The sequence below is a fragment of the Microbacterium hydrocarbonoxydans genome, assembly GCF_900105205.1.
In the GTDB taxonomy this organism is placed as follows: domain Bacteria; phylum Actinomycetota; class Actinomycetes; order Actinomycetales; family Microbacteriaceae; genus Microbacterium; species Microbacterium hydrocarbonoxydans.
This window is the reverse complement of the sequence record NZ_FNSQ01000005.1, coordinates 147,773-171,209: the sequence shown is the minus strand read 5'-3', so window position 1 is coordinate 171,209 and position 23,437 is coordinate 147,773. Positions and strand designations below refer to the sequence as shown.

Below are 23,437 nucleotides of genomic sequence, written 5' to 3'. Positions count from 1 at the left end.
AGTGTCGGAGAATCGTCTGCGAAGACTGCTCGAGGCACATCGCGCCGTCATGGAGTCCTTGGACGTCGATGTTGTTCTGCGACGAACGGTCGACGCCGCGGTGTCCCTTCTCGACGCTCTCGACGGTGCAATCGTCCTGTTCGATCGTCGACGGGGGCTCGCGGACCGCGTCACACACGTCGCAGGCTCCGCCTCACGCGGCCCGCTGGCTGACTTGGACAGTTCCGATCTGACGCCGCTCACGGGGGTCGAGCGGGAGCATCGACGCGCCGGCATCTCTGCGGACGACGTTCCCGAGTTCCTTGCCGTTCCCCTTCGCTCCCACGGTGAGGCGTATGGAGCGCTTTACCTGACGGGGAGTTCCGCCGCACCCTTCACACCCGACGACGAGGAGATGATCGTCGCGCTGGCGGGAACGGCCGCGGTGGCGCTGGAGAACAGTCGGCTTTACGAGGAGCTCCGACGTCAGCTCCGCTGGAGCACGGCGCTGACCGAGGTGTCATCGGCACTGTTGTCTGAGGATGTCTCCGACGCCGTCGGCGTGGTCCTCGCTCGTGTGGGCACTGTGGTCGCCGCTGCCGTCATCAGCGTCGTGGTCCCCGACCCGGACTCTGACCTGCTGCTCATCCACACCGCACGCGGCAGCGGCGCGGAGCGATTCGAGGGGCGTCGGTACGAGCGTCGCGGCAGTCTCGTCGACCGCGCGCTGCGCAGCGGACGCGTGGTTCTGTCTCCCGCAGGCACGGCTTCGATCTCAGTGGAAGCCGAGATGGGGCCCAGCATGGTGCTGCCCGTCGTGGTCGCCGGCGAGTCGATCTGCGCGCTCGCGCTCTCGCGATCCCGCGGGACCCCTTCATTCACCGCCGACGACGTCGACATGGCCGCCGAGTTCGCCACCCAGGTCGGGCTGGCGATCGAACTCATCCGAGCCCGCGGCGACCGGCACCGAGTGGAGCTGGCCGAGGAGCGCAGTCGGATCGCTCGCGATCTGCACGACCACGTCATCCAGCGCCTCTTCGGCACCGGGCTGTCGCTCCAGGCGATAGCCGCCCGCTTTCCGCAGGCGGAGGGCGCCCTCATCGAACAGGTCGACGCCATCGACGGGGCGATCGACGAGATCCGCACCGCGGTGTTCGCGCTGACCTCTCGACGGCGCGCATCCACCGGGTCGGCGCGGCACCGCATTCTCGATGTGGTGAGCGAGATGAGCGATTCGCTGCGCGTGAGCCCGCAGCTCACCTTCCGCGGCCCGGTGGACCTGATGCTGACCGGCACCGTGGCAGACGACGTCATCGCCGTCGTCCGGGAATGCCTCGCAAACGTCGCCCGGCATGCCGGTTCCGACGTGACGACGGTGACGGTCAGCGTCGATCAGCGCTCGGTGGAAGTGGTGGTGACCGACGACGGCGTCGGAGTGTCGCCGGATGCCGTACGCCGCAGCGGCACGGGCAATCTCACTGACCGTGCTCGACGGCGCGGAGGCGACTTCACTCTCGGCTGCGCGGAAGAAGGAGGAACGCGGGCGATCTGGCGGGCGCGGCTCGTCGAGGAGAGGAGCAGGGTATGACTCGCGTGTTCCTCGTCGACGACCATGAGATCGTCCGGCACGGCGTCGCGGCTCTCCTCGAGGTACAGCCCGACCTCAGCGTCGTCGGCGAAGCGGGCACCGTCCGAGACGCGCTGGCGCGCATCCCCGCGACATCGCCCGACGTCGTGGTCCTGGATCTGCGCCTTCCGGACGGCGACGGAATTCAGCTCTGCCGCGCCATCCGCTCGGCCCAACCCCGGATCCGCTGCCTCATGCTCACCGCCCACGACGACGACGAAGCCAGTGTGGCCGCGGTGTTGGCTGGTGCGTCCGGGTACGAGCTCAAGAACATCCGCGGGCGCAACCTCGCGGATGCGATCCGGCGCACCGCCCGAGGCGAATCACTGGTGTCCCGCCACGTCGCCGACCGCGTCGTGCAGGCGATGTCCGCGGCGCCCGCGCAGCCGAACGCTGACAGCAGGTTCCCCGCAACGGACCTGACTCTGCGTGAACGGCAGGTACTGACCTGCATCGGCGACGGCATGACCAACAGGCAGATCGGGGATCGCCTCGGTCTCGCCGAGAAGACGGTGAAGAACTACGTCTCCAGCCTCCTCGCCAAGCTGGGCATGGAACGCCGCACTCAGGCCGCGGTCTACGCCACATCACCCACCGAGCCCTGACTCTTCGCTTCACAGTGCTGTACCTGCTCCGGCACTCTGGTTCAGAGCCCGCTGCCGTGGCACTGGAACGGCGCGGTGAGGCCGGTGCTCACGGCTGCAGAGGCCAGTGCTTCTGCGGGCAGGGTGCCTGCCGCGAGCTCGGCGTGCACGGCGCCGAGGAGTTCGCAGGCGACGTCATCCGCCACCACCACCGGCGCCGCGATGACGCAGCGGGTGCCCGCGTGCAGCCAGACCCTGGTCATGCCCAACGCCTCCTCGCCCCACCGCACCGAGGAGCGGCCGAGCTCGCAGGCCGACAGCACCACGGTGTCCGGCGCCCGGGAGATCAGGTCGACGTCGTAGCCGAACAGCGTGCCGTCGACCAGTTCGAACCCCGAGAACAGGGGATTGTCGACCGCGTGGCGTCCGTGTGCGGCGATGTGCAGCACGTCGACGCGCTCGGCGAGGCCGGTGACCTCCGACACGCGCGCTTCCTCGCCGTCGAGGATTGTCGCACCGGTCCAGGCATCCGCTGCGCGCTGCACCTCCTCGCCGGCCCGCGCCACACGGGGTCCGGCGGCGAACCCCGCGGTGCGAGTCCTGCGCGCCGGGGTGGTGTCGCCGAGCCAACGTGACACCGACGTCGCAAGGGTGAACGGCGTGCCCGTCATGCCGGGAAGCATCGCCCAGGGGATGCCGGCGAGGATGCCGGGCGCTGTCACCGCGAAGCGCGTCGCGCCGCCCGCCGCCGCGACGGCCGGGGACAGCAGCGCCTCGTCCAGCACGCGCAATCTCTCGTCGAGCGACCGCACCACGACCTGCGCCATCGGACCGCCGCGGGTGAGGGCGGAGACGTCGAGGTCGGCGCGGAGCCCGTCGAGCGCCGACTGGATGCGCGGCCACGACAGCTCCACGATCGATGCGGTCGAGCGGGTCACGACCACGCACAGCAGCGCCGTGCGCGTGTACACGTAGGCGAGGACGGCGGTGTCCTCGTGGAGCTGGGACTGCGTCTCGGCGAGGCCGAGGCGCTCACGGCTGCCCCCCGCTCCGGTCATCGACCATTGGCGGTCGCGCACTCGGTCGCGCAGCTCGCGCACGCGGGCATCCGTCGTCCAGTCCGAGCCCGCGAGGTCGGCACGCAGCATCCGCAACTCCGCCAGGTCGGCCGAGAGCTCGGCGTCGTGCGGGGGGCGGACCGGAGCGACCTGCTGGCTCAGGTGCCGTGCGCGCTCCGACCACTCGAACAGCACCTCGGGGACGCGCGAGCGGGCCGCCGCTGCGAGACCAGTGAAGACCAGCTCGGTGCCGTGCATCGCCACGGACGCCTGCAGGTCGAGCGCGCCGAAGGACTGCTGCCAGGCGGTGAGGAGGTCGAGACCTTCCGCAGCGAAGCGGCGGGCCTCGGCATCCCGGCCCGCCGCGAAGGCCCGGGCGGCGCGCACCTCCTGGGCGCGCAGTCGCAGCGGCGTCGGGGCGTCGGCGGTGAGCCGCGGCATCCGTCCGCCGTCGCTCAGTCGTGCCGTCAACGACAGTGCGGCAGCCTCGGTGCGGAAGCCGCCCCGAGTGAGCGCTGCGGCGGTGCGCATGAAGTCCTCAGCCACGGGCGGCGTCTTCGGGCGGGCGCGCAGTCGGGCCTCGAGGCGCACGGCTTCGGCGCGGGCGGCCCACCCCTCGCTGCCGAGCGCGGCGAAGCGACGGGATGCCCGCGCCGCTGCGCGTTCGGCGGCCGCGACGTCATGCCTCAGCAGCGACCGGGCAAGGTGGAACTCGGCTTCGCCGCGCGCCTGCCGCATCCGCTGCACGCCGAACTGCACGGCCACCGCGCCGAGCAGCTCCTCCGCTTCGGTGGTCAGACCGGCGTCGCGCAGCACTTCTGCACGGTCGAGATCGCTGATCGCGGCGGCCAGGTCGCTCGTCGCGGCGAGGATGGGCCGGGACTGCGTCATGAGCGCGAGAGCGGTGACGAGATCGCCGCCGAGCAGTGCGGCGTAGCCGAGGTTGTGGCGGGCCTCGGCGAGCGGCTCGTCAGCGCCGTGCGCCTCGTAGGCGGTGATCGCATGCTGCAGATCGGTGGTGCAGTCGTCGAGCCGGTGGCGCTGCATGGCGACGATCGACCGGCTCATCAGGCAGTTCGCCCGTTCGATCGAGCCGTCGTCGAGACCGTCGATCGCGGCAGTGAGCAGTGCCAGCGCCTCGTCGAGCCGTCCGCCGTGCATGAGGAGGGTGCCGAGCTGCCCCTGCACGAGCGCGATCGTCTCGGCGCTGAGCCCCGGTCGTCGCAGGGCCTCCCGCGACAGCGCCTCGGCGTCGGAAGGCTGGCCGGTCTGGGCCAAGACGTATGCCATGGTGCCGTCGATGCGCGCCCGCAGGTCGGCATCCTCGGTGCGAGTGGATGCCGCGGTGAGCGCGCGTCGCGCCTGAGCGAACCTCCGGGAGTTGGCCGCATCGACGCCGCGCTGGTGCAGCTCGACGGCAGACAGTGGCATCTCACCAGAATGCCGGTCAGGTCGGTTGCAGGGAAGGTGTGCGGCCGCATCCGATTCCCGGCTCGCCCGGGGTCCGCTTCCGGTGCTCGGCCCCGTGCCCCGCACGAATGCATGCCGAGAAGACAGGTGCAGGCCCGAATCAGGGGTTTCGGGCATGCAGGTGTGATCTGGGCATGCAAGTGGACGGAGGTGTGCGAAGAGGCGGGACGGGGGCGGGCGGAGCGACGGATGCCGGGGCTACCGCCTCTCCACCGGCGAGGGCAGGTTCTTGAGCACGGCCGCTACGGCCCTGGCTGCAGCATCCGATGCGACACCCCGTGCCGGAACCGTGCCCAGCTGCGCGGCGATCCGGCCGGCGACGTACGGAGCTGCGAACGACGTGCCGCTCCAGATCGCGAAGCCGCCCCGGTAGTCGTCGGGGTCGATCGTCTCGCGGCGCAGTCCGTCGACATCCGCTCTCGTCGACGCCTGCTCTCCGCCGATGAACGCAGGAGAGGTGCTGACGACGGCCGCACCGGGCGCGTAGACCTGCACCCACGGTCCGACGTTCGAGAACAGTGCGACGGAGCGGGCCGACGGGTTGAGCGCTCCGACCGAGACATGCGGTGCGTCGTCATCGCGCGGGATGCCGTTGTCCGCCCCGGGCCAGGGCCAGAGGGATGCCGGGAACGACGGTCGGTCGATGGCGTCGTTTCCGGCGGAGCAGACCACCACGCATCCGAGCTCGCGTGCCGCCGTGAGCAGCGCGTGGAGCGTCATGCTGAACTGACCGTCGACCGGCGTCTCGTGGTAGTACCCGAGCGACAGGTTGAGCACGTCGATCGGATGCCCGGTCGAGGGGTCTTCGCGGTGTCGGCGCAGCAGCTCGACGACCTGGGCGACCGTGGTGAGGAACGTGCTCTCATCGATCACCCCGAGCGCCCCAGCCATCCGGATCGACAGGATGTCAGCCTCGGGCGCCGTCTGCCGGATGATGCCTGAGATGAACGTGCCGTGCCCCGCGACCGCGTCGATCTCGCCGTCGAGCTGACCGTACAGATCGGGGTACCGCTCGGGATCGGCGTCATCGGTGAGGCCGACGGGCACCCCGTCGAGTTCGATGTGCCGGGTGACGATGTCATCCGGCAGCCAGTCGTGCACCCCGCAGCCCGTGTCGAGCACCGCGACCACCGGGCGACGGCCGCGCTTCGGAGCGGCGGTGCGCCGCGGTGCCGGGCCGACCCAGGTCACCGGCTGCCGAGCTCCGCGCCCGGGTTCGAGGTAGTCGTCGCTGCCGCCTGCTCCTCCTCCCGCACCGCGGACCGGATTGGTTCGGCTGAAGGGGTTCGTGCGACTGAAGGGGTTCGTGCGGCTGAACGGGTTGAGGCCCACCGGGTCGATCGACAGCACGTGCTCAAGGCTGGTGCGCGGCATGGGGGTGCCCGAGCTGCGGCGGGCGCGCTGCAGTACGCGCCAGGCATCCGGGGGCACGGGGGACTCACCGCGGGTGGGCTCGTCGGGCGTCGTGAGTCGTGCCCGCAGGAAGCCGGGGACGCCGGGGAGCAGCGGAGCGGCGGAGCGCGCAGCATCCGGACTCTCGATCTCGAGGTTCCATCCGAAGGAGCCGGCCGCCTCGCGCAGCTCCCGGATCTCTCGATCGTAGGCCTCCTGGTCGTTCTCTTGATCCTGTGTGATCAGCAGCCGCTCCTGCAGGTACGCGGTCGGGAACGCCCGCACTCCGTCGACCTGCTCGATCGACGGGTCGAGTGCGGTTCCCCGCCTGATCGACCCCTCTGCGCGGTCCTGCCAACTCCACCCCTGGGGCTGTTCCATCGTCGGTCCTCTCCATGCGGGCGGACCCGCGTCGTGTGCGGGCTGACCCGCAGTGTGGTGTGCGGGCGGACCCGCCTCGGGTGTGCATGGGCGGGTCGGCCGCGTCGTGGCGGATTCCCCTCGTGTGCGCGGTCACCGCACGGTCGATCACAACTCGAACTGCGGTGTCGAAAGCGTGCGCTCCTCGTCGCCGACGGTGGCGGTGAGGCGAACGCGCGTCAGACCATCCGGCACGTCATCGAAGACGAATCGACCCGTGTCGTTCGGCGACGTCGTGCGGATGCGATCGCCCTGGGCGAGCTCGATCTCGCCGGTCACCGTATCCACCCAGCCGTCGATGCGGTGCGCGCCGGTCGCGGAACGAGTCACATGGAGCAGGATGCTGGTGGTGCCGTCGCTGAACTGCAGCGTCAGCGCATCGGCGTCGCCGCGCACCGCTCCGAGCGGATCCTCCACGAGGGTGAGCAGTGCGTACTCGTCCGAGAGGCCCTCGGAGGCGACGGCCGCGATCATCCGATCGATCAGCGCGGCGGGCATCGGGTCGACGTCGCGCCACAGTGAGCGCAGCTGGGCGAACAGCTCGGCATCCTCGTGGTTGTCGCCGCCGTTGACGCGGTCGTTCTCGCTCATCAGTGGCCCTCCGTCCGTGGTGAGGGCGCGTCGAGCAGGTCCCGCAGCTTCGCGAGGCAGCGCTGTCGCGTCGGTCCGATGCTGCCCACCGGCATCGCCAGGTCGGCTGCCAGTCGCGCGTAGTCCGGGCGCTCCTCGAAGGCGATGACTCGCAGCAGTCGCTGGCATCGCTCGGCGAGGCGCTGCACGGCGGACCAGAGCCGCCTGTTCTCATCGCCGGTCGCGGCGTGGTCCTCGGCGGACTGCTGTGCGGGCAGCAGAGCATCGAGAGCATCCGCTTCGGTGGTGTCGATGCGACCGTGGGCCTTGCCGGCGCGCCATGCCTCGCGGCGAGCGGTGGTGGTGAGCCAGGCCGACACCGCACGCGGATCGGAGATCGAGCGGTGCCCTCGGACCAACTGCAGCCAGGTCGTCTGGATGACATCCTCGGCCAGGGTGCGTTCGAGTCCGTACGCGCGCACGACATGCCAGAGGACAGGCGTCATCAACCGCACGAGGTCGTCCATCGCGCGGCTGTCGCCGTCCCGCCATGCGTCGAAGAAGTCGGCGGCACGCCTCCAGCGTGCCGCGCCGTCGTCCGGTGCAGGATCGAGGGCGGCGCCATCGGGTGCGCCGTCGATCATGAGTCCCATTGTGATCACACTGATCAGGAGCGCGGCAAGGGGTTCCTGATACATGGACTCGGTCAGTTTTTCGGGAGTCCTGCAGACGGTAGGCATCGACCGACGGCGCCAGGCACGAGACGGGCCGGGCAGTAGCGTGGAGGGGTGATCGCTCTCGCCGTCGTGCTCTTCCTCAACGCCGCCTTCAACGTGCTCGTGTGGCCGCGCTTCTACAAGCGCGTCTCGACGGACCCTCGGGCTCGGGATGCCGACGGCAAGGCCACCGCATTCCTCAAGGTCCACGCCGTGTTGATCGCGGTCGCCCTGGTGCTCGCCCTCGTCTCGGTGATCGTCGGCGTCGCCGCGCTCGCCGGAGCGCTCTGACGGGTCAGGAACTCGCCACCGGCTGCTGCAGCTCGGTGACCCAGTCGGCCTGGTCTTCGGATTCCGACTGCAGATAGACCTCGCGGCATGCCCCCACGGCCGTCGAGCCATTCGCCAGGATGGCCTGGTTCACCGCGTGCCAGCTGTCATCGATCCTCGCCATCGTGCCGAGGTGAGTGGCGGTGAACGCCGCGTCGACGGCCGGCAGCTCGACGATGACGATCCCATCGACGGCGGGACCGTCGTAGACGAAACCGGCTGTGATCCGCACACCGTGCTTGTTCATGTCGTACTCCGCGATCGGCAGCCCCGGCTCGCCGCCGGAGGCGATGATCGCATCGGCCACCCGATCGAACAGCGGACCCACGACGGCCGCGACCTCGGGTTGGGACGCGACGGTCTCGGTCAGCGCAGCGAGGCGGACGTAAGGGAGCGGTTTCTGTGTGATCTGCAGGGCGGACATCGTCGTCTCCTCGGGTCGTCGGCGCGTGCCGCTGATCCTACGCGCGGGGCCCGACATCCGTCACGGGCGCTCGAGCGTCGGCGGCCGCCACGACTCGTCAGGGCCGATCGCGGCCGAGATCCTCTGGCTGATCATGCGCAGCTGGCGACGCTGAGCCGCGGTCAGGCTCTCGAAGACCAGTTCGCGCACCAGCGCATGATGCGCAGGGGTCGACTCGGCCACCTTGTCGTGCCCGCTCGGGGTGAGGATGCCCAGGGTGAACCGCCCGTCGGTGGGGTCGGTCGCGCGGCGGACCCATCCTTTGGCCTCCAGTCGGGAGACCGCCCGGGAGAGCCGCGAGAGGGTGCAGCTGGCGTAGCCGGCGAGGATGCTGAGGCGCAGTGTGCGATCGGGGGCGGAATCGAGCGCGTACAGGATGCCGTGCTCGAAGTGGGTCAGCCCGCTGTCGCGCTGGAGCTGGGCGTCGAGTGCGGTCGGGAGTCGCTCGAGCAGCGTCGCGACGGGTGCCCAGATGTCCAGTTCGTCCGCGCTCAGTGGACCGGCGATCGGATTCTCAGACATGGTGCGAGCATACTCCACCAGTGGCTTTTCACTTGCTCACGCAAGTCATCCCCTGTACCGTGACTTGCTCAAGCAAGTGAAGACGTGCCGACGAACGGCGCTGAAGAGGAGCGGTGATGGATCTGGTACTGCAGGGCAAGAGGGCGTTCATCAGTGGCTCGAGTCAGGGGATCGGGTATGCCGTGGCATCCGCCCTGGCGGCCGAAGGCGTGGAGGTGGTGCTGAACGGGCGCGACGCGGGGCGCCTCGATCGGGCGGTGGAGCGGCTGCGCGACGAGCAGCCGGGTGCGCGAGTGTCGGGTCTCGTGGCGGACTTCTCGCAGGCGGCAGAGGTGACCGCGCTCACCGAGGCGCTGGGTGAGGTGGACATCCTGGTGAACAACGTCGGTCTCTTCGGTCTCGCCGACTTCGCGTCGATCGCCGATGACGAGTGGACGCGATACTTCGAGGTCAACGTGATGAGCGGTGTGCGGCTGTCCCGGGCAGTGCTCGGCGGGATGCTCGCACGAGGGTCCGGCCGGATCATCTTCATCAGCAGCGAGTCCGGTGTCAACGTGCCGGCGGACATGGTGCACTACGGGATGACGAAGGCGGCCATGCTCGCCGTCGGGAACGGGCTGGCCAAGCTCACCCGCGGGACCTCGGTGACTGTCAACACCGTCCTCGGCGGACCCACGTTCTCCGACGGAGTGGCCGCATCCGTGGCGGCGGTGGCGGATGCTCAGGCGCTGCCTGTGGAGGAGATGAAGGACGCCATCATCGGCCAGAACCGGACGACTCTCCTGGAGCGCTTCATCGACCCGACGGAGATCGCGAATCTGGTCGCCTTCCTCTCGAGCCCGCTCTCCTCGGCGACGAACGGTGCCGCCGTGCGCGCGGACGGCGGAGTGCTCACCGCGATCCTGTGAGGCGATCGCCGAGCGATCGCTCAGGCGGTCTCGTACTGCCTGGCGTGCTCGGCCCACCGCGCTTCGACCGGCAGGGCGCGCAGAGCACGGTTGCCCAGCGCGAGCGCGACGGCGAGGACGCACAGGGCTGCGCAGACGAGCATGGTCCATTCGCGGCCGATCCAGCTGAGCCCGAAGCCGGCGATCAGCGGCGCGAGGGGCAGCGCGCCCATGCCCAGCACGCCCGCCGCGCTGTTCGCCCGCCCGAGCAGCCGGGTCGGAGTCGCGACCATGAAGTAGCCCATCATCCCGGCATTGAGGGAGGGGAGCAGCAGCACGGATGCGCCGAGCACCACGACGATCGCCCAAGGTTTCGTGACCATGGAAAGCACGATCGCGCCGATCGCCACGACTGAGAGCCCGCTGATCGCCAGTACTCCTGCTCTGATCCGTGGCACGAGGAGCGGGGCGACCACCGCTCCGACGAGCATCACGGCTCCGACGGCTGCGCTGAGGCTGCCGATCAGAAGTTCCGAGTATCCGGCTTGCTGCAGGGCGTAGATGACGGTCGTGATCGCGGCATTGAAGCCGAGGTTGATGATGGTGATGATCAGCAGCACGCCGCCGAGGTCGGGTCGCGAGAGCAGCCATCCGAATCCCTCACGCAACTCTGCCCATGCGCTGCTCCCGGCGGGCGCTGCGGCCACTGCATCCGCCTCGGCCTCTGCATCCGCCGCTGGGTTCTCCGACGAGGCGCCCACGCGAGGCTCGTCGGCATCCGCCCCCGTGTCGACGATCCCCGCGCGGCGGGCCTGGCGATGCAGCATCCATGCGGTTGCTGCGGCGATCCCGTGGCAGAGCGTCATCGCGACTCCGACGAGCCACCCGCCGGCGCCCAGCAGCAGCCCGCCCAGCGGCCCGCCGGCGAGCTGCAGTGCGGCGTCGCGCCCCTGATTCGCCGCCTGCGCCCGTCCCATCGCGTCATCGGGGACGATCTCCTTGATGGCGCTCTCGCCCGCGACGTCGAAGAGTCCGCCGCGGGCGGCGAGCAAGATGTTCGCGGCCAGCAGCGTGCCGAAGGTCAGCGCATCCAGGAGTGCCAGCACGGTGAAGGCGCCGGAGAGCAGGATGCCGGCGAGCGCCCCGATCAGCATCAGGACGATACGCGGATGCCGGTCGGCGAGCACCCCGCCTGCGAGCGTGAACACGAGACGCGCAGCCATCCCCGCACCGCCGATGATGCCCGCCTGCGCGGGGTCGTTCGTCACGATCAGCGCGAGCAGCGGGATCGCGAACGCGAACAGAGCGGCGGCTAGTCCCTTGCTCGTGTCGCTCACGAGCCAGGTCAGGTAGCGGGGGTTCTGCCACAGCCGATGCGGTGCTGTCACGGTCGTCATGGTCACCACCATAATTGCGCAAGAACAATTGCGCAATACTTATTGCGCAAGTTCCGGTGCGGATACACTCGACACATGGGTGAGCCGCAGCAGGATGCCGAACAGGTCTGGATGACGTCGGCGATGCTGAAGGCCTACGCGCATCCGCTGCGGCGTCAGATGATCCGGCTGTTCTCCCGCCGTGAGTACCTCCGCGCCGCCGACGTCGCCGCCGACCTCGACGTCCCGGCCAACAGCGCGAGCTTCCACCTGCGGGTTCTCGCCGACGCCGGCCTCATCGAAGAGGCCCCGGAGCATGCACGGGATCGTCGTGATCGTGTGTGGAAAGCCCGCAAGGGCGCGATCAACGTGGGCGGACCCGAGCATCCGGTTCCCGACGAGGCGCTCGGCACAGCCATGGTGCGCTCGCTGGCCGACGATCACCAGCAGATGATGGCACGGGTGGTCGCCTGGACGCCGGAATACCTCTCGGGCCGCACGACGGAGGTTCACGCCACCTTCTCGCAGCGCATGGTCAGACTCACCGAGGTCGAGTTCGATGCGGTGATGGAGCGGATCCACGAGGTCATCACCGAGGCCGTCGACGCGCACGACTCGTCAGACCCGGCCGGTCGCCCGTGGCAGATCGACATCCTCGCCGCCGACGACCTGATCTGACGCCGCGGCACTGCGCGCTCGCCTCGCAGGAGTGCGGGTCGGAGGAGGGCGGGTCACCGCGACTCCGGTTCGTCCTCGCCCCTCGGTTCGTCCTCGCGCTCCTGATCCTCCTCGACGCCCGCCTCCTCGTCTGGCTCTCGGTGCCCGCTGACGATCAGGATGCGGCGCAGGTGCATGGCGGTGAGCACTCCTGGGCCCATCGAGCGACGCGCGGCGAGCGTGCGGTCGTCGACCGTCTCGAGCAGCAGTCGGATGGCTCTGGCAGCCTCGGCGCGCTCGCGATGATCCTCCGACGTCGCAGGGTCGTCCTGTGCGATGACCTCGGCGACCGCATGGCACGCGGCCGACAGAGGGTCCGGCAGTGCAGGGTCGAGCACGAGAGCGCCCGGCCGATCCCAGATCGTGTCGGCGATCTCGTCCGAGATGTCCCGGATGAGGTGCGCGATTCGGTCGAGTCGACTCAGCTCCTCGTGGATGTGCTGAGTCTCGCCCCGGCGTCCGCGCGCCCTCGGATTGCCGCGTCGGCTGTCGTCGGCCTCCGACAGCGCAGCGCGCAACTCGGCCGTCGTGTCGGCGAGCGAGGCGGCATCCTCGGCCCACTGCTGATGCTCAGGGGGCCAGGACTCCGAGACGGCTGCGCCGATGTCGTGCAGGTGCTCGCTCAGTTGCAGCCGGAACGCCTCGACCCTGGCCGCGGCGGCCAGCGTGAGCGGTGCGGGGGCGATCACCACGTTCACGACGAGCCCGACGACCACGCCGACCCCCATCTGCACGAGGTATCCCAGCGAGTACTCGTCGGCGTTCTCGCCGCCGATGATGAGTACGAAGAGCGCCGCCATCGGCACGTACTCGCGGCCGACGCCGAACCAGCCGGTTCCCGAGACGAGCACGCCGATGCCGACGACGGCCGGGATCGTCCACCACGTCGGGCCGACCGTGAGCACCACGATCGCCGCGAGCGCGATGCCTGTCGCGAGGCCGAGCAGCGTCTGCAGGCCGGACCGCACCGACCCCATCAGCGTGGGATACATGCTGACGAGGGCGCCGAGCGGCGCGTAGTACGGGTACTCGTCGGTGACCCCCGGCATGTGGGGCGCGAGGGTCCAGGCGAGGCCGACGGCGAGAGCGGTCTTCGCCACCAGGAGCAGGCGCGCCGGTCTGACGGCGTCATGCAGAGCGCGCACGATCCCCGTGCGCCGAGGACCGAGGCGGGTGATCAGGTTCGTCACGGCATCCTTTCGTCATCCTCCCTCGCAGGGTGACGCTAGCCGTTCTGCCTCGCGAGCAGCACCGGGTTGATTCCGGCGCCGACGACGGGTAGCGGACGCGACGACGCCGGCCACCCCGTGGGGCGACCGGCGTCGGGCGACGAGAGGATCAGGGGGTGGCGCGGCGGAAGGCGAGGAACGAGACGGCGCTGAGCACCACCACGCCCACGAGTCCCCACAGCGCGAGGCCGACTGCGCCCGCGTCGAGGATGCCCGTCCACACCTCGTCCCACAGCTCGAGCCTCGTCGCGAGGAACGCGAGACCCACGAGGATCAGGGCGAGTCCGACTCCGACGATGGTGAGCGCGGTGGGACCCCAGCTCTTGTAGATCGTCGCCCCGGTGAAGCCGACGACGAACAGGAACAGCGCGAGGGTGAAGTAGACGATGAACGCGCCGCCCGGGCCCGCCTCCCACAGCCACGGCAGGTAGAAGACGTAGCCGTTCACCCCGTACCCGTCGGTCAGCATCTCGATGCCGCCGCCGATCAGGAACACCACGCCCATGAACGCGCTGCCGAGGATGGCGGTCAGCAGCGTCCCGAAGAAGAAGTCCCGACGGGTGATGCTCATGGCCTGCGAGAACGGGAACGTCAGGGTCATCGCCGAGATCCCGATGGCGAAGAAGTACCAGAGCGGGGCCTGTCCGCCGCCGCCGTACTTCGGGGTGTCGACCGGGATCATCGCGTAGATGAGCACCGAGATCACCACGGCGGAGCCGAGGATGATCAGCGGGACCCAGATGAAGGTCTGGCGGTTGATCAGCTGCAGCCGGATGACGTTGAGTGTGCGTCGCATCAGCGCACCTCCTCCTTCGCGAGTGAACCTCTCGTGGCCGAGTCCGCCTCGGTCTTCTGGGTGAGTCGGACGATCAGCTGCTGCAGTGACACCGGGGCGAGATCCAGACCGGATGCCGTGACCTCGGCCCGCTCGGCGGGAGACAGCGCGCCGAGCACGGTGACGGATGCCACGCGTCCGAGCGCCTCCCGGTGCAGCACCTCGCGGTCGGACGCCCAGGCGTCGACCTTGGCGGCGTCGCCGACGACCGTGACGGCGCGGTCGCGGACGGCATCCGTGTCCTCGTTGAGGAGGATGCGGCCGTTGTCGATCACGATGACCTTCTCGATGAGGTTCGAGACCTCGTCGATCAGGTGCGACGAGAGGATGATCGTGCGCGGATGCTCGGCGTAGTCCTCGAGCAGGCGATCGTAGAAGATCTGTCTGGCAACCGCATCGAGACCGAGGTAGGGCTCGTCGAAGAACGTCAGCTCGGCGCGCGAGGCGAGTCCGATGATCACGCCGACTGCCGAGAGCTGACCGCGGGAGAGCTTCTTGATCGTCTGCTTCATCGGCAGCTGGAACTGCTCGACGAGTTCGTCGGCGAGCTCCTGGTTCCAGTTGTGGAAGAAGAGGCTCGCCGCCTTGAAAGCGTGACGCGGGTAGGCGTCATCCGGGTACTTCTGGCTCTCACGCACGAAGCAGATGCGGTTGAGGACACGCGCGTTCTCGTACGGATGCTCCCCGAAGACCCTGACGGTTCCGGATGACTCGAAGTTCTGCGCGGTCAGGATCGACATGAGTGTGGTCTTGCCCGCCCCGTTGCGGCCGAGCAGTCCGTAGATCGCTCCGCCCTCGAGGCTCAGCGAGACGTTGTCGAGTGCGCGCTTGTCTTTGTATCTCTTCGTGAGGTCCTGCACCTCGATGACGGCGGTCATGCGGGGTTCTTCCCTTCTGTCTGGGTGGCTTGTGCTGGCTGTGCTGGTTGTGCTGACTGTGCAGTGTGCGCCGCGCGCTCACGGAGCAGCGCGGCGAGGTCGTCGGCGCCGAGGCCCAGGGTGCGAGCTTCGGCGAGAAGCGGGTCGATGTAGCGGTCGGCGAACGCGGCGCGGCGCTCGCCGAGGAGCAGATCCTTCGCGCCGGCGGCGACGAACATGCCGATGCCGCGGCGCTTGTACAGCACGCCCTTGTCGGTGAGCATGGCGACTCCCTTCGCTGCGGTGGCGGGGTTGATCCGATAGAAGCCGGCGAGCTCGTTCGTCGAGGGCGCCTGAGTCTCCTCCGGCAGCGAGCCGTCGAGGATCGAGTCCTCGATCTGCTCGGCGATCTGGAGGAAGAGCGGCTTGCCTTCTTCGATCACGAGTCCTCCGCGTGGTTTGTGGGTTAGTTACTAGACTAGGTAACCACCGAACCTGGATCGTGTCAACCGGTGTGCTGCCGCACTCTCCGGCCGGTGCGGGGTCGATTCGGCATCCGAGAGAGCTCGATCAGCTGGTGCGGGGTCGAAAGAACACCGGAAAGCCGCGGTTCGGGTGCGTTATTGACCACGCAGGCGGAGCGGCGCTGGTCGCTCGCCGCTCGCGCGGGCACAACTTCGGAGACGGCGGACGACACGCCGAGCGGGGAGCGGTCGACGCAGGGTGTCGCCTCCGCGCTCCGAAGTCGTGCCCGGATGCGGGCAACTATGTGGGGCGTCAGCCGCGCAGATCCCGGACGCGCAGCGCGACAGCGGCCGCGGCCACGAGGGCGAGCGCGAGGCCCCAGGTCAGCGCGAGTCCTCCGGGGTCGACGCCGTCGGCGAGAGGCGGCCGGTGGTACACCCATGCGTACGGCGACAGGGCGTTGAGCCACTCCAGATCTGCCGACTGCCTGGCGAGCGCCTGCAGGATGTACCCGAGCACGGCGACCCCCGCGCCGACGCCGGTCGCCCATATGCGGCGACCCGTCGCGGCGCCGGCGAACAGGGCGGCGGATGCCGTGAGGAACGCGAGGCCGGTGAGCGCCGCACTCGCCCCGACGATGTTCCCGTCGTCGATGCCGAGTTCGGAGGGGCCGTTCAGCGCCCAGACGACGAGCCCCGCGAATACACCGAGCCACACCAGCCGGACGAGCACGGCCAGCGCCGACTCGAGCGCGTACTGCGCGCGGCCGATGCCGTGCGCGAGATCGAGCTCGGCGCGTCCGCTCTCCTCCGCGCCGGCGAGCGCTGCGGATCCCCACAGGACGGCCGCGATCGTGAGCAGCAGGAATCCGATCAGGCCGAAGAACGTGCTCTGCGCGTATCCGGCGCCCGTCGCGATCTGGTCGTAGCCGAGCGTGTCGACGAGCTCCTTCGGCAGCGACGAGATCATCGCCTCGAGCTGTCCGCCCCCGCCGAGACTGGGGAACAGGGGCAGGTAGAGGAACAGCACGGCCGCGAGGCCCACGGTCCAGCCCAGCAGGCCGCGCCAGGACTCGCGCAGGCTGCGACGGAACACGGGAAGGATGCCGTTCACCGCCGATCCCCCCTCGCGCGTCGGGCTCGTCTGCTCGGCGGGGCGTCCTGGACGGTGGCCGGGTCCGTGCGGGAGGCGGACCGCGACGCGACGCCCGACTCTGCACCGGCCGCGGCGCCAGGCTCGACGTCGGACGCCGCGCCGCGAGCCGCGCCGGACTCTGCGTCGGGAGCCGGGCTCGCCGCGGCACTTCCGTACAGGCGCAGCACCGACTCCTCGAGGTCGGGCTCCTCGACCGTGAGGTCGCGCACCTCGAAGGGCGCGAGCGCCTTGATGAACGGGTCGATCGCGCCCTCGATCGTGCCGGCGAGCTGCAGCGTGCCGTCGCCCGGGTGCACCTCGAGTCCGGTGAGCCCCGGTACACGATCGAATGCGGCCGCTGCGGCCGCGGCATCCGGGATGGCGATCTCTGCCCGTATCCGGCGGATCGAGCCGAGCCGCAGCGAGGCGACATCGCCTTCGGCGACGACCCTGCCGTTCGCGAGCACGGCGACCTCGTCGGCGGTCTGCTGGATCTCGCTCAGCACGTGTGAACTCAGCAGCACGGTCTGCCCCGCATCCTTCGCCTCGCGCACCATCTGCAGGAACTCGCGCTGCACGAGGGGGTCGAGGCCGCTCGTCGGCTCATCGAGGATCAGCAGCTCCGGCCGGTGCATGAAGGCCTGGATGAGCCCGATCTTCTGCTTGTTGCCCTTCGAGAGCGTGCGTACCGAGCGCGACAGATCGACGCCGAGACGATCGGCGAGCTCGCGCGCGGTGCGCAGCGTGGCGGCGGAGTCACGCTCGCCCGACACCTGCGCGTAGAACGCCAGCATCCGATGTCCGCTCGAGCGGCCCTCGAGGTGCAGTTCGCCCGGCACGTATCCGATGCGGCGTCGCAGGGCTGCACCTCCCAGCCGCGGCTCGACCCCGAGGACCCGCACGGAACCCGAGGACGGACGGATGACGTCGACGAGCGTGCGCAGCGTTGTCGTCTTGCCCGCTCCGTTCGGGCCGATGAGGCCGAACACGGTCCCCGGCCGTACGGCGAGGTCGAGTTCGTGGAGAGCGATGCGAGTGCCGTAGCGCTTGTGCAGTCGGTCGATCTCGATGGTGGAGGTCATGAGGGTGCTCCCTTCGCGCCGCCCGGTGAGGCGAGAGCCTCTCGGGCGCCGTCGAGCAGCGCGGTGGTCGAGTAGATGCCGTGCGTGAGAAGTTCGAGTGTGGGCAGCGTCGTGCGCAGCAGTCCTGCCGGGCTCAGCTGGTCGGTGCCCAGTGCGCGAGCGATCTGTGCGCGCATCACGACGGGGGCGAGCCCCATCAGGGTCAGCAGCATGATCGTCATCTCGGGATCGCTCATCGGCTCGAGCATGCCAGCGGCCTTCTGCTCGTCGAGCACGTCGCGGGTGTTGGCCAGGAAGCTGTCGAACAGACGATCGGCGGCGGCCGAGCCGTCGGCGAGCATGCGGGCGAGGTAGTCGAGATACGGTCCGTAGCGCTCGAGATCGTTCAGTGCGGTGCGGATGCGATCGCGGGTCGGCGCGACGATGAGGTCGTGCTCCTCGTTGATGAAGACGGAGACCACGTAGTCGTCGCATTCGGCGCGGAGGGCGTTCTTGTCTCCGAAGTGATGGACGATCAGGGCGGGGCTGACCCCCGCCTCCTGCGCGATGCGGCGCAGGCTCGCCCCGTCGTAGCCGTCGCGCGCGAACGCGGCAATGGCGGTGTCCCGGATTCGGGCACGGGCGGTGAGGTCATCGGGTGCTGAACGCATGTACAGTATGCTAAACGACCGTTCAGTCTGGGTCAAGAGGGTGCGCTCCTAGGCTGGAGCGGTGGACTTCCCCTTCAGCAGCCTGCGTCGATGGCCCGACGTCGAGGCCGACAACCTGCAGGCGCACGACGCAACCGACCTGCTGCTCGTCGGCCGGGCGCTGACCTCCGGTGTCTCGGGTCGGGAGGTCGCGGTCATCGGCGACGAGTACGGCGCGATCACGCTGGCGCTCACCCACGCCGGGCTGGACGGTGTGCGTGTGCACCAGGATCTGGCGACCGGCCGACGGGCGCTCGCCCGGAATGCAGGCGAGCTGGGCATCGAGGGGTTCTCGTCCCACGAACTCGACGCGACCCTGCTCGACGGTGCGCGTCTGGTGCTGGTGCAGCTGCCGAAGGCGCTCGCCGAGCTCGAGGAGATCGCGGATGCGGTGGCCCGCTGGGCGGCTCCTGATGTCGTGCTCGTCGCCGGTGGACGCGTGAAGCACATGACGATCACGCAGAACGAGGTGCTGGCGCGCAGCTTCGCGCAGGTGCAGGCCGAGCGGGCGGATCGCAAGTCCCGTCTCGTCGTGGCCTCTGACCCGCGGCCGGTTCGTTCTGAGCCTCCGTACCCGGTGACCGCGCAGCACGACGGACTGGTGCTGGTGGCGCATGGCGGCGCCTTCGCGGGGGCGCGTCTCGACATCGGAACGCGGGTGCTGCTCGACATGCTCGGCCTCGACGGTTCACAACTCAGCACAGATGTATCTGCTTCTCCCCGGAACGCCGCGGAATCGGCCACTCCGGCCGATCCATGCTGCGTTGTGAACGACACCGAGTCGAGCCCGGCGCTCACCGTCGTCGATCTGGGCTGCGGCACCGGCGCGCTCGCCGCCTCCTATGCCCTCGCACACCCCGAAGCCCGCGTGATCGCCACCGATCGGTCGGCGGCAGCCGCGGCATCCGCTCGCGCGACCATGGCGGCGAACGACGTCGCGGATCGGGTCACCGTGATGCACGACGACGCCGCGTCCGAGCTCGCCGACGCGAGCGCCGATCTGGTGCTGCTCAACCCACCCTTCCACCTCGGCAGCAGCGTCCATACGGGAGCCGCGACCCGGCTGTTCGAGGCCGCCGCCCGCATCCTGCGTCCCGGCGGGGAGCTCGTCACGGTGTTCAACTCGTCCCTCGGGTATCGCGGTGAGTTGACCAGACTGATCGGCCCGACCGCGCAGCTCGGACGCACCTCCAAGTTCACGGTCACGCGCAGCATCCGCCGCTGATCGTGTGCGCCTCGGAAGTCCGAATGCGCCCCGGAAGTCCGTCTCCCTGGCATCCGGACTTCGGAGGCGCACATGGCCTTCCCAAGCGCTCGGCAGGCGTCGGAGAAGCGCGGGACGCCCACGTCCGAAACCCGCGCAATCCCCCGGTCAGCATACGAAACTGAACGGCATCGGGAACAGCGGATTTGCCCGTGACCGGCCATTTCGTTACGTTGGTTGGTGGGCCTGACGGCCCGAAGACCAGTCCGCGACCACGTCCTTCTTTCGAATGTGCTGTGCTGCGAAGAGGCGTGGACGTACGGTCGATGCTCTATCGCGGTGGATCCGAAATCCGCCGTCCGCGCCGCCACAGCACCACGTCGAAACGGCCGGGAGGATCACCCGGGCGTAACCGAAGCAGGCTCAGCCGCACTCGGCGAGCCGCAGGGGAAACGTGTCCGATATCGCTCTTGAAGCGCGCAATCTGTACAAGGTGTTCGGGAAGAATCCGAGCAGTGCCGTCCGTCGACTGAAGGCCGGTGAGAGCAGATCCCAGGTCGGCGATGCAGGAACCGCCGCTGTCATCGACGCCAGTTTCACCGTCAACCGGGGCGAGATCTTCGTGATCATGGGCCTCTCCGGCTCCGGCAAGTCCACCATCATCCGCATGCTCAACGGTCTGCATGAGGCGACAGACGGATCCGTCGTCGTGAACGGCGACCCCATCACCGGCATCCCCTCTTCTCGACTGCGGGAAATCCGCCGAGACCGCATCTCGATGGTGTTCCAGCACTTCGCGCTGCTGCCGCACCGCACGGTCGCCGCGAACGTCGCCTATCCGCTCGAGCTCAAGGGCGTGGGCAAGGAGGAGCGCCTGGCGAAGGCTGAGGAGATCCTCTCCCTCGTGGGGCTGGAGGGCCAGGCCGAGAAGCTCCCGTCCGAGCTCTCCGGCGGGATGCAGCAGCGTGTCGGCATCGCCCGCGCCCTCGCCGCCGACTCCGACATCCTGCTCATGGATGAGGCGTTCAGCGCCCTCGATCCGCTGATCCGCCGCGAGATGCAGGAGCAGCTCCTCGAACTGCAGGAGAAGCTGCAGAAGACCATCGTCTTCATCACCCACGACCTCAACGAGGCGATGTTCCTCGGCGACCGGATCGCCGTGATGCGCGATGGCCGCATCGTGCAGATCGGCACGCCGGAGGACATCCTCACCGACCCCGCGAACGACTACGTCGAGCAGTTCGTGCAGGATGTCGACCGCGCCCGCGTGCTCACCGCCGCGAACGTCATGGAGCGCCCGCGCCCCGTCGTCCCGGAGAGTGCCGGACCCCGCACGGCGCTGCGTCAGATGCGCGACGCCTTCATGTCGGCCACCTACGTGACCGGACGTGATCGCCGACTGCTCGGCATCGTCACCGACCGGGATGCCGTCAAGCTCGTGCGTCAGGGCGTGTCGACCCTCGAGTCGATCATCAAGCCGGTGCCGCAGAGCGTCAGCAAGGACGAGGTCCTCATGAACCTGTTCATCCCCTCGGTCGAGTCGCCGCTGCCGCTCGCGGTGGTCGACGCGGAGAACCGACTCGTGGGCGTCATCCCGCGCATCACCCTGCTCGCGGCCCTGGGCCCGGGCCCCGGTGCCACCGGCGAGCTCACTCTGCCGCTGCTGCCCATGCCGCAGGCCGAGATCGATGCGGTGCTCGACGACGGGTGGACCGCCGACCCGGCGGACGCCGCGACGGCAGGGGAGGTGCGCTGATGGACGGCTTCCGCATCCCCCTCGGCACCTGGGTCGCCACGGGCGTCGACTGGATCAAGACGAACCTCGACGGTCTGCTCGACGTCATCTCCTTCGTCGTCAGCTTCCTCGTCGACGGCCTCACCCGAGCCCTGCTCAGCCCGCACTTCATCGTGATCATCGTGGTGGCTGCGCTGATCGCCTGGCTCGTCCGCTCGTGGCAGCTCGCGATCGGGACGGTCGTCTCGTTCGCCCTGATCGTCGCCATGAACCTGTGGGTGCCGGCGATGCAGACCCTCGCCCTCGTGCTCGTCGCCGCGGTGATCGCCGTGCTGATCGCCGTGCCCCTGGGCATCTGGTCGGCGCGCAACGCCACGGTCCGCGCGGTGTTGAAGCCCGTGCTCGACTTCATGCAGACGATGCCCGCCTTCGTCTACCTGATCCCGGCCATCGTGTTCTTCAGCATCGGCGTCGTGCCGGGCCTCGTCGCCACGGTGATCTTCGCGCTGCCTCCCGGTGTGCGACTGACCGAGCTCGGCATCCGCGGTGTCGACTCCGAGACCGTCGAAGCGGGTCAGGCGTTCGGTGCCAAGCCGGGGCAGATCCTGCGCGGCATCCAGCTTCCGCTCGCGATGCCCACGATCCTCGCCGGGGTCAACCAGGTCATCATGCTGGCCCTGTCGATGGCGGTCATCGCCGGCATGGCAGGCGCCGACGGCCTCGGTAAGATCGTCGTCGAGGCGATCTCGACCATCAACATCGCCAAGGGCGTCGAGGCGGGGCTGGGCGTCGTGCTCATCGCCGTCTTCCTCGACCGCGTCACCGCGGCGCTGGGCGACCTGGGCAGCAACCGCTCGTCGCTGCTCGGGATGCTGGCGCGTCGCCGCACGCAGCGACGCCTCGCCGCGGCATCCGCTTCGGCATCCGCGCCGACGCCGGCAGCGACCCAGACCGCAGCAGCCCCCGCGCAGGACGCGTCCGCCGAGGCCGAGGCCGAGGCATCCACGCGTACCGCCGTCGGCGGCGGCGTGCACTGACTCATCCCTTCCGCACAAGAGAACACGCAGTACACAGCAACACAGCACACATATACGGAACGAGAGAGACACACATGAAGAAGAAGCTCCTGACCATCGCGGCGATCGGCGCCGCAGCGACCCTCACCCTCGCCGGCTGCAGCGGCGACGGCATGGGCGGCACCGGCGGCGGCGACGCCGGCTCCGACTCCGGCTCCGGCGACAAGGGCACGATCACGCTCGGCTTCCTGCCGTCGTGGACCGACGGCCTGAGCACCGCCTACCTGCTGCAGGACCAGCTCGAGAAGATCGGCTACACGGTCGAGATGAAGACGCTCACCGAGGCGGGTCCGCTGTACACCGGTCTCGCGCAGGGCGACGTCGACATCTACCCGTCGGCCTGGCCCGAGCTGACCCACAAGTCCTACATGGACCAGTACGGCGACGACATCGAGGATCTCGGCGCGTACTACGACAACGCCAAGCTGACGCTCGCCGTCCCCGAGTACTCCGACCTGACCTCGATCGAGGACCTCGCGGGGAAGGGTGCCGAGTTCGACGGCAAGATCTTCGGCATCGAGCCCGGTGCCGGTCTCACCGCCCAGACCCAGAAGATGATGCCCGAGTACGGCCTCGACTCCGAGTACGAGCTCGTCACCTCGTCGACCGCGGCGATGCTCACCGAGCTGAAGTCCGCGACCGACAAGGAAGAGGACATCGTCGTGACGCTGTGGCGTCCGTTCTGGGCCAACGACGCCTTCCCGCTGAAGGATCTCGAAGACCCCAAGGGCGCGATGGGCGAGGCCGAGCGGCTGCACTTCCTCGGCACGAAGGGCTTCGCCGAGGAGTTCCCCGAGGCCGCTGAGCTGATCGAGCAGATCAAGCTCGACGACGAGCAGTACGGCTCGCTCGAGGACCTGGTCGTCAACGAGTACGGCGAGGGCAAGGAAGCGGATGCCGTCGACGCCTGGCTCGAGGAGCACGGCGACGACTTCGACTGGGTCGTCAGCTGACCTGACCCCTGTGAACCGCCCACGCGCTGGGCGGACTTCTCCCCGATGGGCGGAGGATCTGTCACGG

The 23,437-nt window shown here is 69.3% G+C and carries 23 protein-coding genes; 9 read left to right on the top strand and 14 right to left on the bottom strand.

Annotated features, from left to right (window positions below; all coding sequences use genetic code 11):
• The first annotated feature begins 49 nt into the window (after positions 1-49).
• Together BLW44_RS01040 and BLW44_RS01035 are read left to right on the top strand one after the other, a co-directional pair.
• The gene (locus BLW44_RS01040; protein ID WP_139305213.1) at positions 50-1,567 is read left to right on the top strand and encodes a sensor histidine kinase; all 1,518 of its coding nucleotides are present in this window, start codon (positions 50-52) and stop codon (positions 1,565-1,567) included.
• Positions 1,564-2,211, top strand: a complete 648-nt coding sequence (locus tag BLW44_RS01035; protein ID WP_060928707.1) for a response regulator — start codon at positions 1,564-1,566, stop codon at positions 2,209-2,211. Before BLW44_RS01040 ends, BLW44_RS01035 begins: the two co-directional genes overlap by 4 nt.
• Positions 2,212-2,252: 41 nt before the next feature.
• Here BLW44_RS01035 and BLW44_RS01030 read toward each other — a convergent pair whose 3' ends face one another.
• The 4 genes from BLW44_RS01030 to BLW44_RS01015 all read right to left on the bottom strand — a co-directional run bounded on the left by BLW44_RS01030 (position 2,253) and on the right by BLW44_RS01015 (position 7,753).
• A complete protein-coding gene (locus BLW44_RS01030) occupies positions 2,253-4,679 on the bottom strand; it encodes a CHAT domain-containing protein (RefSeq protein ID WP_074731509.1) in 2,427 nt (808 codons plus the stop codon).
• Between the two features lie 237 nt (positions 4,680-4,916).
• Positions 4,917-6,491 (bottom strand): S8 family peptidase, encoded by a 1,575-nt coding sequence (locus BLW44_RS01025; protein ID WP_060928248.1) that lies wholly within the window; start codon positions 6,489-6,491, stop codon positions 4,917-4,919.
• Positions 6,492-6,638: 147 nt separating this feature from the next.
• A complete protein-coding gene (locus tag BLW44_RS01020) occupies positions 6,639-7,121 on the bottom strand; it encodes a hypothetical protein (protein WP_060928249.1) in 483 nt (160 codons plus the stop codon).
• A complete protein-coding gene (locus tag BLW44_RS01015) occupies positions 7,121-7,753 on the bottom strand; it encodes an RNA polymerase sigma factor (RefSeq protein ID WP_060928250.1) in 633 nt (210 codons plus the stop codon). The genes BLW44_RS01020 and BLW44_RS01015 overlap by 1 nt, the downstream gene beginning before the upstream one ends.
• 135 nt (positions 7,754-7,888) lie before the next feature.
• On the opposite strand from BLW44_RS01015, the gene BLW44_RS01010 reads away from it, so the two are divergent.
• Positions 7,889-8,107 carry an SCO4848 family membrane protein gene (locus BLW44_RS01010; RefSeq protein WP_060928251.1) on the top strand — a complete coding sequence of 73 codons (219 nt, stop codon included), beginning with the start codon at positions 7,889-7,891 and terminating at the stop codon, positions 8,105-8,107.
• 4 nt (positions 8,108-8,111) lie between these two features.
• On the opposite strand, the gene BLW44_RS01005 is transcribed toward BLW44_RS01010, so the two are convergent.
• A complete protein-coding gene (locus tag BLW44_RS01005; protein WP_060928252.1) occupies positions 8,112-8,570 on the bottom strand; it encodes a GyrI-like domain-containing protein in 459 nt (152 codons plus the stop codon).
• Positions 8,571-8,630: 60 nt separating this feature from the next.
• The gene (locus tag BLW44_RS01000; protein ID WP_060928253.1) at positions 8,631-9,131 is read right to left on the bottom strand and encodes a MarR family winged helix-turn-helix transcriptional regulator; all 501 of its coding nucleotides are present in this window, start codon (positions 9,129-9,131) and stop codon (positions 8,631-8,633) included.
• A gap of 116 nt (positions 9,132-9,247) precedes the next feature.
• Between BLW44_RS01000 and BLW44_RS00995 the strand changes: the two genes are divergently transcribed.
• Positions 9,248-10,039 carry an SDR family NAD(P)-dependent oxidoreductase gene (locus BLW44_RS00995; RefSeq protein WP_060928254.1) on the top strand — a complete coding sequence of 264 codons (792 nt, stop codon included), beginning with the start codon at positions 9,248-9,250 and terminating at the stop codon, positions 10,037-10,039.
• 20 nt (positions 10,040-10,059) lie between these two features.
• Here BLW44_RS00995 and BLW44_RS00990 read toward each other — a convergent pair whose 3' ends face one another.
• On the bottom strand, positions 10,060-11,415 hold the full coding sequence (locus BLW44_RS00990) for an MFS transporter (RefSeq protein WP_060928269.1): 1,356 nt from the start codon (positions 11,413-11,415) through the stop codon (positions 10,060-10,062).
• 75 nt (positions 11,416-11,490) lie between these two features.
• On the opposite strand from BLW44_RS00990, the gene BLW44_RS00985 reads away from it, so the two are divergent.
• Positions 11,491-12,072: a winged helix-turn-helix domain-containing protein gene (locus BLW44_RS00985; RefSeq protein ID WP_060928255.1), complete on the top strand. Its 582-nt coding sequence runs from the start codon at positions 11,491-11,493 to the stop codon at positions 12,070-12,072.
• A gap of 53 nt (positions 12,073-12,125) precedes the next feature.
• On the opposite strand, the gene BLW44_RS00980 is transcribed toward BLW44_RS00985, so the two are convergent.
• The 7 genes from BLW44_RS00980 to BLW44_RS00950 all read right to left on the bottom strand — a co-directional run bounded on the left by BLW44_RS00980 (position 12,126) and on the right by BLW44_RS00950 (position 18,363).
• Positions 12,126-13,301 carry an FUSC family protein gene (locus BLW44_RS00980; protein WP_082724630.1) on the bottom strand — a complete coding sequence of 392 codons (1,176 nt, stop codon included), beginning with the start codon at positions 13,299-13,301 and terminating at the stop codon, positions 12,126-12,128.
• 148 nt (positions 13,302-13,449) lie between these two features.
• A complete protein-coding gene (locus tag BLW44_RS00975; RefSeq protein ID WP_060928256.1) occupies positions 13,450-14,136 on the bottom strand; it encodes a hypothetical protein in 687 nt (228 codons plus the stop codon).
• Positions 14,136-15,053 carry an ABC transporter ATP-binding protein gene (locus tag BLW44_RS00970; RefSeq protein ID WP_060928257.1) on the bottom strand — a complete coding sequence of 306 codons (918 nt, stop codon included), beginning with the start codon at positions 15,051-15,053 and terminating at the stop codon, positions 14,136-14,138. Before BLW44_RS00970 ends, BLW44_RS00975 begins: the two co-directional genes overlap by 1 nt.
• The gene (locus BLW44_RS00965) at positions 15,050-15,475 is read right to left on the bottom strand and encodes a GntR family transcriptional regulator (protein ID WP_060928258.1); all 426 of its coding nucleotides are present in this window, start codon (positions 15,473-15,475) and stop codon (positions 15,050-15,052) included. The genes BLW44_RS00970 and BLW44_RS00965 overlap by 4 nt, the downstream gene beginning before the upstream one ends.
• 334 nt (positions 15,476-15,809) lie before the next feature.
• On the bottom strand, positions 15,810-16,610 hold the full coding sequence (locus BLW44_RS00960; RefSeq protein WP_060928259.1) for an ABC transporter permease subunit: 801 nt from the start codon (positions 16,608-16,610) through the stop codon (positions 15,810-15,812).
• Entirely contained in the window at positions 16,607-17,713 is a 1,107-nt protein-coding gene (locus BLW44_RS00955) for an ABC transporter ATP-binding protein (RefSeq protein ID WP_074731507.1), read from the bottom strand. Before BLW44_RS00955 ends, BLW44_RS00960 begins: the two co-directional genes overlap by 4 nt.
• Positions 17,710-18,363: a TetR/AcrR family transcriptional regulator gene (locus BLW44_RS00950; RefSeq protein ID WP_060928260.1), complete on the bottom strand. Its 654-nt coding sequence runs from the start codon at positions 18,361-18,363 to the stop codon at positions 17,710-17,712. Before BLW44_RS00950 ends, BLW44_RS00955 begins: the two co-directional genes overlap by 4 nt.
• Positions 18,364-18,424: 61 nt before the next feature.
• Here BLW44_RS00950 and BLW44_RS17895 point away from each other — a divergent pair, with 61 nt between their 5' ends.
• The 4 genes from BLW44_RS17895 to BLW44_RS00930 all read left to right on the top strand — a co-directional run bounded on the left by BLW44_RS17895 (position 18,425) and on the right by BLW44_RS00930 (position 23,370).
• A complete protein-coding gene (locus BLW44_RS17895; protein ID WP_060928261.1) occupies positions 18,425-19,627 on the top strand; it encodes a class I SAM-dependent methyltransferase in 1,203 nt (400 codons plus the stop codon).
• Positions 19,628-20,060: 433 nt separating this feature from the next.
• On the top strand, positions 20,061-21,362 hold the full coding sequence (locus BLW44_RS00940; RefSeq protein ID WP_060928262.1) for a quaternary amine ABC transporter ATP-binding protein: 1,302 nt from the start codon (positions 20,061-20,063) through the stop codon (positions 21,360-21,362).
• Entirely contained in the window at positions 21,362-22,378 is a 1,017-nt protein-coding gene (locus BLW44_RS00935; protein WP_060928270.1) for an ABC transporter permease, read from the top strand. Before BLW44_RS00940 ends, BLW44_RS00935 begins: the two co-directional genes overlap by 1 nt.
• A 74-nt stretch (positions 22,379-22,452) precedes the next feature.
• On the top strand, positions 22,453-23,370 hold the full coding sequence (locus BLW44_RS00930; RefSeq protein WP_060928263.1) for a glycine betaine ABC transporter substrate-binding protein: 918 nt from the start codon (positions 22,453-22,455) through the stop codon (positions 23,368-23,370).
• Positions 23,371-23,437 lie beyond the last annotated feature (67 nt).

Bases quoted from the DNA above. Each gene is read 5' to 3' on its own strand.
- BLW44_RS01040 (WP_139305213.1), top strand. From the start codon at position 50: ATGGAGTCCTTGGACGTCGATGTTGTTCTGCGACGAACGGTCGACGCC.
- BLW44_RS01035 (WP_060928707.1), top strand. From the start codon at position 1,564: ATGACTCGCGTGTTCCTCGTCGACGACCATGAGATCGTCCGGCACGGC.
- BLW44_RS01030 (WP_074731509.1), bottom strand. From the start codon at position 4,679: ATGCCACTGTCTGCCGTCGAGCTGCACCAGCGCGGCGTCGATGCGGCC.
- BLW44_RS01025 (WP_060928248.1), bottom strand. From the start codon at position 6,491: ATGGAACAGCCCCAGGGGTGGAGTTGGCAGGACCGCGCAGAGGGGTCG.
- BLW44_RS01020 (WP_060928249.1), bottom strand. From the start codon at position 7,121: ATGAGCGAGAACGACCGCGTCAACGGCGGCGACAACCACGAGGATGCC.
- BLW44_RS01015 (WP_060928250.1), bottom strand. From the start codon at position 7,753: ATGGGACTCATGATCGACGGCGCACCCGATGGCGCCGCCCTCGATCCT.
- BLW44_RS01005 (WP_060928252.1), bottom strand. From the start codon at position 8,570: ATGTCCGCCCTGCAGATCACACAGAAACCGCTCCCTTACGTCCGCCTC.
- BLW44_RS01000 (WP_060928253.1), bottom strand. From the start codon at position 9,131: ATGTCTGAGAATCCGATCGCCGGTCCACTGAGCGCGGACGAACTGGAC.
- BLW44_RS00995 (WP_060928254.1), top strand. From the start codon at position 9,248: ATGGATCTGGTACTGCAGGGCAAGAGGGCGTTCATCAGTGGCTCGAGT.
- BLW44_RS00990 (WP_060928269.1), bottom strand. From the start codon at position 11,415: ATGACGACCGTGACAGCACCGCATCGGCTGTGGCAGAACCCCCGCTAC.
- BLW44_RS00985 (WP_060928255.1), top strand. From the start codon at position 11,491: ATGGGTGAGCCGCAGCAGGATGCCGAACAGGTCTGGATGACGTCGGCG.
- BLW44_RS00975 (WP_060928256.1), bottom strand. From the start codon at position 14,136: ATGCGACGCACACTCAACGTCATCCGGCTGCAGCTGATCAACCGCCAG.
- BLW44_RS00970 (WP_060928257.1), bottom strand. From the start codon at position 15,053: ATGACCGCCGTCATCGAGGTGCAGGACCTCACGAAGAGATACAAAGAC.
- BLW44_RS00955 (WP_074731507.1), bottom strand. From the start codon at position 17,713: ATGACCTCCACCATCGAGATCGACCGACTGCACAAGCGCTACGGCACT.
- BLW44_RS00950 (WP_060928260.1), bottom strand. From the start codon at position 18,363: ATGCGTTCAGCACCCGATGACCTCACCGCCCGTGCCCGAATCCGGGAC.
- BLW44_RS00935 (WP_060928270.1), top strand. From the start codon at position 21,362: ATGGACGGCTTCCGCATCCCCCTCGGCACCTGGGTCGCCACGGGCGTC.
- BLW44_RS00930 (WP_060928263.1), top strand. From the start codon at position 22,453: ATGAAGAAGAAGCTCCTGACCATCGCGGCGATCGGCGCCGCAGCGACC.